Genomic DNA, 14,038 nt, shown 5'->3' on the forward strand with positions numbered 1-14,038 from the left:
ATCGTCATACCGTGCCACGACACGGTATCTCATTATTAAGCACACGTTTGCCAATTGGCAGATCCCGTGTCGTAGCGCGGGATGACAGTTAATATTTTAATTAGTTATCCGTAACCATGTTAGTACAAGTAGCACAATTTATTTTAAGTCTTTCTATCCTAATCGTATTACACGAGTTGGGACATTTTATTCCTGCTCGTATTTTTAAAACTCGCGTTGAGAAATTTTATTTATTCTTTGACCCTTACTTTTCTCTTTTCAAAGTTAAAAAAGGAGATACAGAATATGGTATCGGCTGGTTGCCATTAGGTGGATACGTAAAAATATCCGGAATGATTGATGAGTCGATGGACAAAGAGCAAATGAAATTACCTCCGCAAGACTGGGAATTCCGATCAAAACCGGCTTGGCAGCGTTTAATTATTATGGTAGGCGGTGTAACCGTGAATGTAATATTAGGCGTGTTAATTTATGCAATGGTGCTGTTTGCATGGGGCGAAGAATATCTTCCAACAGAAAATGTAAAATATGGAATTGCTTGTGATTCACTCGCATTAAAAATGGGATTGAAAGATGGAGATAAAATCTTGGCCGTTGGAAACAAGCCCGTAGAAAGCTTTTCAAGAATTACAGGTGAAATTGTATTGGGGCAAGTTAAAACCATTCAAGTAGAACGCGATGGCCAGAAAATGGACATCAATGTTACGGACGACAACATCAGCGAAATGATTAAGCGCAATAAAAGTCCATTAATTGCACCACGCATTCCATGTTTTATTGATTCTCTTATACCGGGACTTCCTGCCGAAAAAATGCATCTTAAAAAAGGAGATCAAATTGTTGCAATCAATAATAAACCTACTCCTTTCTATAATGATGTAACGAGTATCATAAAATCAAATGTTTATACTGTTGCAAACATTGAAGTGTTGCGAGGTTCCGATACTGTATTAATTCGTACGCCTATAAATGGTGATGGACAAATCGGATTTTATCCTACACCCATCAATAAATTTTTAACACTTGATACGATCAACTACACCTTTTTTGAAGCGTTCCCAGCAGGTATAGCGAAAGCAAAAAAGACATTTGTTGATTACATCAAACAGTTTTCTGTGATTTTTACTGTAAAAGACGCACACAAACAATTGGGCGGATTTGGTACCATTGCCTCTGCATATAGCAAAGAATGGGACTGGGAAAACTTCTGGGGATTCACTGCTTTCTTAAGTATTGCACTTGCTATCATGAACATTTTACCAATACCGGCATTGGATGGCGGACATGTGATGTTCTTATTGTACGAAGTGATTACACGCAGAAAACCGAATGAAAAATTTATGGAATATGCACAATATGTAGGTATGTTTTTGTTGCTGGCATTGTTGTTGTATGCAAATGGAAACGATATCTATCGCGCAATTTTCGGATAAAATTTTGTACCTTTAACAGGATGATTTCATTAAAAAAATATTTCTTTTTTTTCATTTTTATTGCTTCTTCCGCATCTTCCTTTGCTCAAGAAGGAACCCGCACGAATGAAACTGCCGGAAAAACATTGACCGGAAAAATTTGTTTGGTTCCCTTCGAACCCAAATTATACATGAGCGAGATTGACCAAAAAGTCAATCAAGCTACAAAATGGGATTGGGAAACGATTCGTGAGTATTTCAGACATCAGCTGGATGCCCAATTGAAATTAAAATTGCAAAGCACTTTCCCGGTTTTAACCTTTTATGCAGATTCTGCAAAAATGGCAAAAGACCTTGATTTTACCTACAATTCAACCGGCTTGTCCTACGACCTGGTAAGCAAGCCAACCGATGCAAAAGCGCCCAAAACCACCAAAACAGGAATTTCAAACGGGCAAATCACTGTAGAACAAAACAGCGATAAAAAATTTATGAATACCAAACTCACCAATGCCGAGGTGATTGCGTATCTAAACAAAAAATATTTGAGCGAATATTTTGTTTTTGTAAACCAACTAGACATAAAAACGACTTGAACTCCTATGATATCGCTACCGATAGCTATCAACGAGAAGTTACTGTTCATTATTCGATTTTAGATGCTACCGGAAAAACAATCAATGCAGGAGTAGCCACCTCTCGCTTTTCGTCTATGGAAAACAATCCTAAAAAAATTGTTGCCCTTTGCTTCTCTCCTATTGCAACCTATATTGCCGCTAAGTTTACCGCTACGGTAAATCCGAAAACTACAAGTACAAAAAACTAGTCGAATTTTTCTTGAATTAAGCGTTTCCGTCCCCCTTTTTCCTTAAATTTGCTTTCCCAACAAAAAAACAAATGCTATGTCGGAAACATTAACAAAACAATCTTTTGGAATAGAAGCTGTTCTGAAAGAATTAGGTATCAAAGAAAATAATTACGGTGCATCTACCGGATTAAAACATACTTCCACAAAAGGAAAAAAAATCGATTCGTATTCTCCGGTTGACGGAAAATTAATTGGTTGTGTAAATGCTGCTACAGCAGAAGATTATACCAACGTGATGAAGGCTGCTGATGAGGCTTTCAAAACATGGCGATTAATGCCTGCACCAAAACGTGGAGAAATTGTTCGTCAAATGGGCGACCAATTGCGTAAATACAAAGAACCTCTTGGAAAATTGGTTTCCTACGAAATGGGAAAGAGCTTGCAAGAAGGATTAGGTGAAGTTCAAGAGATGATTGATATCTGTGATTTCGCAGTTGGATTATCTCGTCAACTATACGGATTAACGATGCACAGTGAACGCCCAATGCACCGCATGTACGAGCAATGGCATCCGTTTGGTGTTGTAGGAATTATTTCTGCATTTAATTTCCCTGTTGCTGTATGGAGCTGGAATGCTGCGTTGGCATGGGTATGTGGAGATGTTTGTATTTGGAAACCAAGTTCGAAAACTCCTTTGTGTGCAATTGCTTGTCAGAATATCATTGCAGACGTTTTAAAGAAAAACAATGTTCCGGAAGGAGTAAGCTGTTTAGTAATTGGAAACGAATCCGGTGATTTAATCAACAACGATAAACGTATCCCATTGGTTTCTTTTACGGGTTCTACACGTATTGGACGACACGTATCAAAAACCGTAGCAGAACGTTTTGGAAATACCATTTTAGAATTGGGTGGAAACAATGCAATTATTATTTCTGAACATTCTGATTTAAGCATGGTGTTGGTAGGTTCGGTGTTTGGTGCTGTAGGAACAGCCGGACAACGTTGTACATCTACGCGCAGATTAATCATCCACGAAAGTGTTTACGATAAAACCATTGCTGTTTTGAAAAATGCATACGGCCAATTAAAAATTGGAAATCCATTGGATTCAAACAATCACGTTGGTCCGTTGATTGATCAAAATGCAACCAAAGATTATTTGAATGCGATTGAAAAAGCAAAACAAGAAGGCGGAAAAATGATTGTGGATGGTGGTGTATTAACAGGAGAAGGATATGAAAGTGGCTGTTATGTGAAACCATGCATCATTGAAGCAAAAAACGAATATCACATTGTTCAAGAAGAAACTTTTGCTCCTATTTTATATGTGATGAAATACACAACCATTGAAGAGGCAATTGCAATGCAAAATGGCGTTCCTCAAGGTTTATCATCATCTATCTTCACCAACAACATGCGTGAAATGGAACTGTTCTTATCACATGCAGGTTCAGATTGCGGAATTGCAAACGTAAACATTGGAACTTCCGGAGCGGAGATTGGTGGTGCATTTGGTGGAGAAAAAGAAACCGGTGGCGGTCGTGAATCCGGTTCAGATGCTTGGAAAGCTTATATGCGCAGACAAACAAATACGATTAACTACGGAACAAGTTTGCCGTTGGCACAAGGAATTAATTTTAATATTTAGACCTCTCCCCAGCCCTCTCCTTGTTCAAGGAGAGGGAGTGAGACTAGTTTTAAAACAATATTTCGAAGCACTCAACATCTTCTCGTCACCCTGAGCGGAGTCGAATGGGTTAGAGAAATCAATCACACATAAATGCAAAGACAAAACATCATTTTCAAAAGCGGAATAACATTGGTTATTTCGCTTTTGTTGTTTTGTAAGATTACTGCACAAGAAAACTCATTGAAAACGGGTTTATGGCAAGGGTATTTACAACTGAATGATTCTACTTCTCTCCCATTTGATTTCGAAGTAAAATATGATTTAGGAATTTACACTATCGATTTTATAAATGCATCTGAACGAATTACCACGAACGAAATTGCCATTCAAAAAGATTCTGTTTTTATAAAAATGCCTGTTTTTGATTCTGAGTTCAAGTGCAAAATTTCGGATGGTGCACTAAATGGAGTTTGGATAAATCATGGGAGAAAGGATAAAAATGTTATCCCTTTCAATGCGCATCTTAAAGGATTTGTTCAAAATTGTTTACCTTGTTTTGATTGTGACATTCTCGGAAAAGGTAACTGGGAAGCAACTTTCAGTCCAGGCACAAAAGAAAGCTCCAAAGCTATTGGGATATTTGAAAACATAAATGTTGTTGATTTACAAGGAACCTTTTTAACTGAAACCGGTGATTACCGCTTTTTAGTTGGACTAAAATACGACCAGGATTTTGAGCTTTCCTGTTTCGATGGCTCCCATGCATTTCTATTTAAAGGAAAAATAAAAGGCGATTCTATTATCAATGGCCACTTTTATTCCGGAGCACACCACCACGAAACATGGGTTGCGAAACGCAATGATAAATTTGAACTACGCAATCCGGATTCACTAACGTATTTAAAACCCGGTTTCTCAAAGGTCGATTTCAATTTTAAAAACGTAGAAGGAAAAAATGTTTCGTTGCAAGATGAAAAATTCAAGAACAAAGTAGTCATCATTCAAATCATGGGAAGCTGGTGTCCGAATTGTATGGACGAAACAAAATTTCTTGCTCCTTTTTATGATAAATACAATTCAAAAGGATTAGAAGTGGTGGCATTGGCATTTGAGCGGACGGATGATTTTAACAAAGCAATAAGTAATGTTCAGCGTTCGAAAACGCGTTTCAATGCGAAGTATGAATTTCTAATTACCATGAAAACAGGCAAAGATCAAGCCTCTGAAGCATTGCCGATGTTGAATGAGGTGATGGCTTTTCCTACGACCATCTACATTGATAAAAAGGGGATTGTTCGTAAAATATACACCGGATTTAATGGCCCTGCTACCGGTGATGCGCATACTAAATTTGTGGAAGAGACGACACGATTTGTAGAAAAACTGCTGGCGGAGTAGCTATTTCTTTTTTGCCTTTTTCTTTGGTGTTGCTTTCTTGGTCTCCATTAAAGCGACAATCTTCTTCAAATAGGCAATCTCATTCAACAAAAGTTCATTTTGTTTTTCGAGCGCTTTCATGTGTTCGGAACTGGTATTATAAACCGGCTTATCATCTTTCACAAACGACACCACACCACCCTTTTTGTATTCTTTCTGATCGGAATAGATGGAGAAGAAGTCGAGACGAAGAATAATCCCAATTTTATTCAACAAGGCAGTATCGATACTTTCTCTTTCGAAGATATCATAAATAACATTTCGGCTACGGTTGATTTTTTTAGCAAACGTACTCACGGAAATTCCCTGTTTAAACAATTCCTCTTTTATCTTTTTACCGATATGGATAGCCATACCCAAAGATAAGTGCCTGACAAAAAAGAAGTTCCGAAACTTGCACTATATAATAGTGCATTATTGCACCATTTAATGATACATCTAATCACTTTTTTATATATTTGCTCCACATTACAATACACGCTGATTTAATCATCGCGTTTAATTGTCCGCAGTACCTTTATAAGCATACAATCAGCTCGGACAAACTTCTATCAGAAAAAAACATTTCTGTCTACTCCTCAGAAATTTTCAAACAACTAAGTTTTTATTTAAAACTCTGCTTTATGAAATTTGATGTATATCAGGAGAAGATGGAACAAATTGAAAAACTAATCCAACAATCCAACACTGGTTCTCCCAAAGAGCTTGCGAATCGTTTAAATGTTTCGGAGCGAACCATCAGACGATTAATTGAACGACTCAAAGTAAAAAATAAGTCCATTTACTTTTGTCGAAAGACACAATCATATGTACTAAAAAATTAAACAAATTTGTCCGCGGTCAAAATCTGTCCGTGAGCGCGTTTAGGTTTGCATCGCAAATTCATGCTAGCTGGGTCTGCAAAATAACACCAGGCCGCGTGTGCAGGGTGAATACAAACGAATAAACCAATTTATAAATGAAAAAAATAGTTCTCATTGTTTTTTTTGCAATCACGATTGTGAGTTGTAAAAAAGAAGCGGGTGTATCATCATCAATGAATGGAAATGCATCTTACGATGCTCAAGTTGCTGCATTGATTCAAAAAGCAGACAAGGATTTGTACAATCAACTATACAATCCATCACCCAACCAAAAGTTTCCAATCATTTCCATTAAATCGCTTCCGGGTATATTTTACATCCCAGCCGGAGGAATTGACAATGCTACGTGCTGGCCTTCTTACAACGTATGTATGGTGATTGTAAGCGCTAGCAAAATGTCAGATCCGGGAGAACCTCAAACGATAACCTCAACCATTACTGAAAGTTATAGTGAAACGTTTACGGGAGAAACATCTGCAAAACTTATCCTTAATTCAACACCTGCTGAAAGCATAGAGATTACGTCCTTCAGTGCTAAAAAGGGTTCAGACGGTATCTTTTATGTTAACTACAACTAACACTATGGGTTACAAACATTTTTGTTTTATTGTATTTATTTGTTTTATGGGTGCATGCACCCATAAAACAAATGAATACATCTTTGATGGAGTACAAACCTCTAAAATAGATGAGTCGCAACTCGTTTTGACACGCTTCCCTGCTGAGATGAAAAAAATAAATGATTCTGTTGTTGGAGCAATTAATTCTGCTCAGAGTGTTTCATTATACAACATCTATTCCGGTAAGAACATCGCTAATTTTAATTTGAAGAAAACGAACTTCGACTCCTTAATCCAAAATACATTCCAAAAAAAGTATGCAGATAGTAAAACGTATACATATTCAAACGGTTTTGAACTCAATGGAGAAAATTATCAACTAACAGCATTCGATTATTCCAACAATCGGTTTTGGATTCATGCAAGCGTTATTGTTGAAGTACACCACCTGAAAGAAGATGCAAAAACGCTTCCAAAACACAAAAACAATGAAAAAATCATCGAGTTAGAAAAACAATACGATAGCATCAACATCATCGAAATGGGTTATTTAAACTTCATTTTTGAAACAGATAACAACTTTATCGTTAAAGCCATTCATCCCCTTTACGGAGAAGAGGTTTTGAAAGAGAATAACTACTTTCCTTATTACAACAAAGGCTTCTTTGTATTCAACAATTGTATTCATACCCCAATTGGTAAAATGGATGAATCGTTTAATCGACTCGAAAACAAGATAAATGTAAGTCCTGATAATTACTGTTTGGCAAAAATCAACCTGTTGGACCCAGATAAAATTGCCTATAAATTACATTTCTCAAACATCAACTTTACCGATTTTACACTGCGGGATTATATCGAAGCCCGGTTTCGTTTTAAGGAGCACAAAAGCAATTTTCTCTTTTCAAATGGGAAAGAAATATCTGAAATAGAAAATGAAAAAAAGATGCTTGATAAAAAAATCTTGTCTGCCAATGAATGGATTGCTGATTTCTGTTTTCTAGAAAACGAATCGCTTGTATTGATTACTTATGAAATAGATTTGAAGCAACCTGTCGATCCCAGCAAGCCAGTATTTCCAAAATATAAAATAAAAATAATTGACCCAATCTCTTCTATTGTATTAAAAGAGCAAGTCTTAGACATTAAAAGTTCAACAGTAACACTTACAGAAAACAAAGTCATTTATCTCGACCGTGACCATCAAAATTATTACTTCAAACAGATTAATTATCATGAAAAATAATCTGTGCATTGCTGCACTTTTTATACTCTTGCTTGGATTCGGCTGCTCAAAAAAATCAGTAACAAGCGATTCCTATCTGCATGCCTTAGTAGATTCGTTGGCAATTGATAAAACGACCAATATCTTTATTTACTCAATCAATCCAAACGATTGTGTCAACTGTTTATATGGTTTCTCACTAATTAATAAACGGTTATCCGAAATCACGAATTCAAAAATTTACATTTTAGCGGTTGATCGGGAAATTGAAAAAAAAGAATTGATTAAAACCTCAACGGCAATCAATCTTCACGACAGCATCAACAAAGTTATTTTGTGGAATAAAAATACATTTCATTCCGTTGGCACTGACGCTAACAAAAAAAACGTAGTTGGGGTTTCACTATTAACTATTTACAATTATGCTACCGACTCGATTGTTTACAGCATGCCTGTGAAAGAAATTACAAATGCTGAAGAACTAATGAAGTATACCAACTAATTATCCTTACAACGTATCGATTTAAGGTCAACCAACGTGCTCCCAAGGGAATGCCCTTAAAGATTAACAAAACATACACCTCCTAAAGAATCGTCTATGAGCACATTTTTTTTTGAATTAGAAAATGGTATTGATAAAAAAGAAAAGGCAAATGAGATGCAATTGCGCGAAGTTGAACTCATTGAAGAGTTTACCGGAAAACCAATTCGTAATATTATAAACGACTATACACTTCCAGAAAGAATAAGAATAAATGCCTATTTGGATTATGTAAAATGTATGTAAATCGGATTAACTAAAAATTTCTCCATCGACCGAAAACGCCCAAGGGCAATTTGTTTCCTTCTGTTGCTTGTAAATAAAGCTCGCCAATATTTAAATTTTTTCCTGCCTTTGCTTTTAACATGTTTTCAATGATAAGGGCTGAAAAGCCTAAGGAATAGGCATTCAGAATTAAAAAATGTTCTTTGTCGTCCAACAAATTCAAAACTCCGTGCATCATTTCATTAATGTTATCTTCTAACTTCCATTTTTCTCCATTCGGGCCATGACCAAAAGCCGGAGGGTCTAAAATAATTCCATTGTATTTGTTTCCTCTTTTTTCTTCGCGCTTTACAAACTTTAAGGCATCTTCCACCACCCAGCGAATATTATTTAAGTTCGACAGCTCCATGTTTTCTTTGCTCCATGTAACTACTTGCTTAATTGAATCCACATGTGTAATGTCAGCTCCTGCTGCTTTTGCTGCTAAGGAAGCGCCTCCCGTGTAAGCAAACAAATTCAAAATCTTAGGTTGTGGAGTCGACATCTTCTTTATGCTCTCGTATATAAAATCCCAGTTAGAAGCTTGTTCCGGAAAAATACCAACATGTTTAAAAGAGGTTAATCCCAAACGAAATTTTATGGCTGCATCGGAGTTATTGATTGCATATTTTATTGGCCACTGATCGGGCATTTGTTTAAACTTTTTCCACTCTCCGGAAGAACTTGAGCGTGGCATAAATTTTATGTGTGCTCGTTTTTCCCATTCAGCATTGCTTAATGTTTTATCCCATACTGCTTGTGGCTCCGGACGAATGGTAATGTATTGTCCAAAGCGTTCCAGTTTCTCAAAATTGCCAACATCGATTAATTCGTAATCTGAAAAATTTTGTGGTGTAAGTAATTGCATACGTTAGTTTGAAAATTATAGAACAAAGGTATTATTTTAAACTATGCGAATTCCGGCCACACAAATATCATCTACTTGTTCCAACTTCCCTTTCCATTCTTCGTGTTTATTTAGTAAAAGATGGCGTTGCTCATCCATTGGTTGTTTAGCCATTTTCTCCAACAGTTCTTCCAGTGGTTTATACTTGAATTTTTTTCCTTGCGGTCCTCCAAACTGATCCGGATAGCCATCTGTAAACATGTATAGTAGGTCGTTGCGCTCCAATTTAAACTTTTGTTGTGTAAATTGTTTGTCGTTTTTCCCAACAAAGCCAACCGGGAATTTATCCCCTTTGAACTCGCGCAATTTATTATCGCGTAAGAGGTAAAGCGAATTATTGGCTCCAGCAAATGTCAATTCTTGTGTATTCAGATTAATCTGAATCAAAGCAATGTCCATTCCATCCTTATTTTCATTCGCATTTTCTGATTGTCGCAAGGCAACAACAATTTTCAAACGAAGCATATCCAGAATGTCTGCCGGTTCGTAAATCTTTTTTTCATTAATAATCTCATTGAGCAATGCGGTTCCCAACATACTCATAAAACCTCCGGGAACTCCATGACCGGTGCAATCGGCAACAGCAAAAAATGCTTGTTGTCCGGTTTTCGTTACCCAATAAAAATCACCACTCACAATATCCTTCGGCATTAAAAGAACAAAGCTATCCGGGAACGTTGCTTTTAGCTCAGCATGAGAAGGGATAATAGCTTGCTGGATTTTTCTTGCATAATTAATGCTGTCTAAAATTTCTTTATTCTTGGTATCCACAATCAGCTTTTGTTGATTGATAATTTCGCTGGATCTCTTTTCTTTCTTGTAAGATCGAAACACCATTATGGCAATTACGAGAACAATCAATAACCCTGCAATTCCGGCCGTTGCAAACATTTTTTGTTTTTGCAATGCCGCTTCGTGTTCTAAATCTTTTTGTTTTTGAGCAGAGAATCGAAGTAAACTATCTTGTTTTTCCTGATAGGAATTTTTGAAATTAATTTCCATCTGCGCTTGTTGCTTTATAATGGAAGAACTAATAGAGCTGTCGGCATTGTCTTTTGTAATTTTTAAATACTTAAACGCATTTGTGTAATCTTGCTTCGCTGAGTATGCCTGATACAGCACCTCAGAAGCTTCAGAGCACAAGCCATACACGCTCATTTCTTCACTAATTTTATATGCAGTTACTCCCTCTTCGATTGATTTATCAAACTTTCTTAATTTTAAATACGCCTTTGAAAGACCGATACGGCAATAAGCGAGGTAATAGCGATCCTTATGGATAATACAAAGACGAATTCCTTCACTTAAGTATTCAATTGCTTTATCCAATTTATTTTGATCCAAAAACAAATCCCCTTTCGAATAATAAAAATCAATTATTCGCATGGTATCTTTCTCGGCAAGGGCAATGCTTAGACCTTTTTCGTAAGAAGCATTTGCTTTTACATATTCTTTCATTGCCTGATACGTTCCTCCCATGGAACTGTAGCAAAAGGTTTGGTCTTTTAGATAGTTATTCTTTATTGCCAGTGCTAAACCTTCATTCAAATATTTCAATGCATCTTCCTGCTGATCAATACATCTGTTCAAATCTCCGATTAGAGCGAGTGTATGCGACAGTTCTTTTTGTGAATCCAATTCTTTGTACAAATACATTGCCTGCAAAAGTAAATTCAATGCATTGGTGTTTTGGTCTTGCAATCGAAACATGTCCCCAACATCCGACAGTTGATCGGCAATCGTTCGTTTATCAAGCGTTAAACGGGCAAACTGAAGTGCTTTGGAATAATACATTCGCGCCATTTCATAGTTATCCTCTTGATAAAAACGATAACCTAAAGCATGATAAAATTTTACCTTATTCTCTTTTTTGGAAAGTTTGGAGGCCACCCAAAATAACTGGATGGAGTCTTTTGCTGTATATTTCTGTAAGATGCGTTCTCCGGCTATGAGGTCGGCTGCTTTCGCTCTATTGTAATATATGACCAGAGAGTCTTCCTGAGAAAACGCCATGGTTTTAAGCAACAAAACCAATGACAATAACAGAATTTGTATCTTATATTTTTTCAAGGAGAATGCTTAATTCTTTGATTCGGTTTTAAATATACCATTATCTTTGCAAAACTAAAAAAACTATGGAAAACAAAAGAGTTAGATTGCGTTTCGCACCAAGCCCAACAGGTGGATTACACATGGGTGGCGTACGCACAGCATTATTTAGTTATTTATATGCAAAAAAGCATGGTGGAGATTTTATTCTCCGTATTGAAGATACAGACCAAACCCGCTATGTAAAAGGCGCTGAGGAGTATATCATTGCTGCATTAAAATGGTGTGGGATAGAACCAAACGAAGGCGTTGGTTTTGGTGACGGCCCGCATGCACCATACCGTCAGAGCGAACGAAAAGAATTGGGTATCTATGCAAAGTACGCAAAGCAATTGATAGACAGCGGAAATGCTTATTATGCGTTTGACACCTCCGAAGAGTTGGATGCGATGCGCAAACGATTAGAAGCCGCTAAGGTTGTTGCTCCACAGTACAATTCGGTGAGCCGACAAAACATGCGTAACTCATTAACCCTATCGGAAGATGAAGTAAAAAAATTGTTGGATGCCGGAACACCTCATGTGATTCGATTGAAGGTGCCTCGCAACGAGGAAATTCGTTTCCATGATATCATCCGCGGATGGGTAGTTGTAAATTCTACACAAGTAGACGACAAAGTATTATTAAAAAGTGATGGAATGCCAACCTATCACTTGGCGCACATTGTGGACGATATTGAAATGGAAGTATCCCACTGTGTAAGAGCAGAAGAATGGTTGCCATCAGCACCTGCACATATTTTGATTTATCGCTTTTTAGGGTTGGAAGATAAAATGCCTTTGTTAGCGCATCTTCCGCTTATTTTAAAAACAGATGGAAACGGAAAATTATCGAAACGAGATAAGTCCGGTATCCCAATGTTTCCATTAAACTGGCACGATGAACGCACCGGAGAAACGTATACCGGCTATCGTGAAAACGGATTCTTTCCTGAAGCATTTATCAATATGCTCGCGATGTTGGGCTGGAATCCGGGAACCACACAAGAAATTTTTTCATTGGATGAATTGGTACAAGCTTTTACATTCGAACGTGTAAATAAATCGGGTGCTAAATTTGATCCTGAAAAAACAAAATGGTTCAATCAACAGTATTTGCGGATGAAGAGCGATGCAGAACTTGCAGAGCTGTTTGCTCCGTTTTTAAAAGAACACAATATTGATGCTGCTCCTAAATTTGTAGAAGGAGTGTGTAAATTGGTAAAAGAAAAAGCACATTTTGTTTCTGAGTTTTGGGCCAACGGAAACTACTTTTTTATTGCACCCACCTCCTACGATGCCGATGTAATTAAAAAACGATGGAACGAACAAAGTGCTGCATTTATCAAAGAAGTAACAGCTGCATATAAAACATTAAACACGTTTACAGCAGCAGAAACAGAAGCAACATTTAAAGCAACTGCAGAAAAATTAGGGATGGGACCCGGACAAGTCATGCAATTGTTCCGTGTTTGTTTGAGTGGTGTTGGTGGTGGACCAATGTTGTTTGAAATGGTGGAATTGTTAGGGAAAGACGAAGTAATAAAACGATTAGAAACAGCAACAACTAGTATTAAGTAATAATTACGGATTTTGTCATTTAGGAATATAAATCCCAAATTATAAAATCCAAATCCTAAATCAAATTGCATAAAATACTCGTAGAAGGGATAAAAGTATACGCCTACCATGGTTGTTTGGTGGAGGAAGGGAAAATTGGAACCAATTACATTGTAGATGTAACCATGGAAACCGATTTTACGGAAGCTGCCAAAAATGATGACCTGAGCAAAACCATTGATTACGTTGTTGTTTACGATATTGTTAAAGCAGAAATGGCTATTCGCTCCAAGCTTATTGAGCAAGTTGGACAGCGTATTGTTGACAAATTAAAAAAACAATTTGCCACACTCAAAAAAGTATCTGTAAAAGTGACCAAGCTCAACCCGCCTATGAATGGGAATGTTGAACGGGTAAGCATTGTTATTGATGCCGAATAGAAGCCGGATAATGGCGAAATAAAAATTTAATTCGTAGGCGTTACCACCAACAAAGTAATATTAAGCCAGAAGTTGTATTGATTTATCATGTCAGTCAAAAAATGCTCAAAATGTCAATCTATTTTTGAATGCGGAAACAACAGTTCGGGCTGCTGGTGTGAAGAGGTTTTTATTGGTTTGGAAACCCTTAAAGCACTAAAAGCAACCTACGACAATTGTTTGTGTCCGAAGTGTTTAAAGGAATATCAGAAGGATTGATTGTTTTGGCTACTAGGTTGTATATATTAAGTATATTTGCTAA

At 36.9% G+C, this 14,038-nt stretch carries 16 protein-coding genes; 13 read left to right on the plus strand and 3 right to left on the minus strand.

Annotated features, from left to right (window positions below; genetic code table 11):
- Positions 1-116: 116 nt before the first annotated feature.
- The 5 genes from rseP to IPP64_00355 all read left to right on the plus strand — a co-directional run bounded on the left by rseP (position 117) and on the right by IPP64_00355 (position 5,251).
- Positions 117-1,433: an RIP metalloprotease RseP gene (gene rseP / locus IPP64_00335; GenBank protein MBL0327881.1), complete on the plus strand. Its 1,317-nt coding sequence runs from the start codon at positions 117-119 to the stop codon at positions 1,431-1,433.
- Between the two features lie 20 nt (positions 1,434-1,453).
- Complete coding sequence (locus IPP64_00340) at positions 1,454-2,008, plus strand: hypothetical protein (GenBank protein ID MBL0327882.1); 555 nt, start codon at positions 1,454-1,456, stop codon at positions 2,006-2,008.
- Positions 2,005-2,238: a hypothetical protein gene (locus IPP64_00345; GenBank protein MBL0327883.1), complete on the plus strand. Its 234-nt coding sequence runs from the start codon at positions 2,005-2,007 to the stop codon at positions 2,236-2,238. The genes IPP64_00340 and IPP64_00345 overlap by 4 nt, the downstream gene beginning before the upstream one ends.
- Before the next feature lie 76 nt (positions 2,239-2,314).
- Positions 2,315-3,871: an aldehyde dehydrogenase family protein gene (locus IPP64_00350; protein ID MBL0327884.1), complete on the plus strand. Its 1,557-nt coding sequence runs from the start codon at positions 2,315-2,317 to the stop codon at positions 3,869-3,871.
- A gap of 132 nt (positions 3,872-4,003) precedes the next feature.
- On the plus strand, positions 4,004-5,251 hold the full coding sequence (locus tag IPP64_00355) for a TlpA family protein disulfide reductase (protein ID MBL0327885.1): 1,248 nt from the start codon (positions 4,004-4,006) through the stop codon (positions 5,249-5,251).
- Here IPP64_00355 and IPP64_00360 read toward each other — a convergent pair whose 3' ends face one another.
- Positions 5,252-5,644: a hypothetical protein gene (locus IPP64_00360; GenBank protein MBL0327886.1), complete on the minus strand. Its 393-nt coding sequence runs from the start codon at positions 5,642-5,644 to the stop codon at positions 5,252-5,254.
- A 269-nt stretch (positions 5,645-5,913) separates the two neighbouring features.
- Between IPP64_00360 and IPP64_00365 the strand changes: the two genes are divergently transcribed.
- From IPP64_00365 to IPP64_00385, 5 genes are all read left to right on the plus strand, one after another.
- Positions 5,914-6,114 (plus strand): HTH domain-containing protein, encoded by a 201-nt coding sequence (locus IPP64_00365; GenBank protein MBL0327887.1) that lies wholly within the window; start codon positions 5,914-5,916, stop codon positions 6,112-6,114.
- A gap of 134 nt (positions 6,115-6,248) precedes the next feature.
- Positions 6,249-6,731 (plus strand): hypothetical protein, encoded by a 483-nt coding sequence (locus IPP64_00370; GenBank protein MBL0327888.1) that lies wholly within the window; start codon positions 6,249-6,251, stop codon positions 6,729-6,731.
- Positions 6,715-7,959 (plus strand): hypothetical protein, encoded by a 1,245-nt coding sequence (locus IPP64_00375; protein MBL0327889.1) that lies wholly within the window; start codon positions 6,715-6,717, stop codon positions 7,957-7,959. The genes IPP64_00370 and IPP64_00375 overlap by 17 nt, the downstream gene beginning before the upstream one ends.
- A complete protein-coding gene (locus tag IPP64_00380; protein ID MBL0327890.1) occupies positions 7,949-8,440 on the plus strand; it encodes a hypothetical protein in 492 nt (163 codons plus the stop codon). Before IPP64_00375 ends, IPP64_00380 begins: the two co-directional genes overlap by 11 nt.
- Before the next feature lie 96 nt (positions 8,441-8,536).
- Positions 8,537-8,725: a hypothetical protein gene (locus IPP64_00385; GenBank protein ID MBL0327891.1), complete on the plus strand. Its 189-nt coding sequence runs from the start codon at positions 8,537-8,539 to the stop codon at positions 8,723-8,725.
- A gap of 10 nt (positions 8,726-8,735) precedes the next feature.
- Here IPP64_00385 and IPP64_00390 read toward each other — a convergent pair whose 3' ends face one another.
- On the minus strand, positions 8,736-9,611 hold the full coding sequence (locus IPP64_00390) for a class I SAM-dependent methyltransferase (protein ID MBL0327892.1): 876 nt from the start codon (positions 9,609-9,611) through the stop codon (positions 8,736-8,738).
- A gap of 36 nt (positions 9,612-9,647) precedes the next feature.
- Entirely contained in the window at positions 9,648-11,663 is a 2,016-nt protein-coding gene (locus tag IPP64_00395) for a SpoIIE family protein phosphatase (protein ID MBL0327893.1), read from the minus strand.
- Positions 11,664-11,785: 122 nt separating this feature from the next.
- Between IPP64_00395 and IPP64_00400 the strand changes: the two genes are divergently transcribed.
- The 3 genes from IPP64_00400 to IPP64_00410 all read left to right on the plus strand — a co-directional run bounded on the left by IPP64_00400 (position 11,786) and on the right by IPP64_00410 (position 13,995).
- On the plus strand, positions 11,786-13,318 hold the full coding sequence (locus IPP64_00400; protein MBL0327894.1) for a glutamate--tRNA ligase: 1,533 nt from the start codon (positions 11,786-11,788) through the stop codon (positions 13,316-13,318).
- A gap of 65 nt (positions 13,319-13,383) precedes the next feature.
- Positions 13,384-13,737 (plus strand): dihydroneopterin aldolase, encoded by a 354-nt coding sequence (folB, locus tag IPP64_00405; protein ID MBL0327895.1) that lies wholly within the window; start codon positions 13,384-13,386, stop codon positions 13,735-13,737.
- Positions 13,738-13,824: 87 nt separating this feature from the next.
- The gene (locus IPP64_00410; GenBank protein ID MBL0327896.1) at positions 13,825-13,995 is read left to right on the plus strand and encodes a cysteine-rich CWC family protein; all 171 of its coding nucleotides are present in this window, start codon (positions 13,825-13,827) and stop codon (positions 13,993-13,995) included.
- Positions 13,996-14,038 lie beyond the last annotated feature (43 nt).

It is taken from the genome of Bacteroidota bacterium (assembly GCA_016722565.1).
In the GTDB taxonomy this organism is placed as follows: domain Bacteria; phylum Bacteroidota; class Bacteroidia; order 2-12-FULL-35-15; family 2-12-FULL-35-15; genus 2-12-FULL-35-15.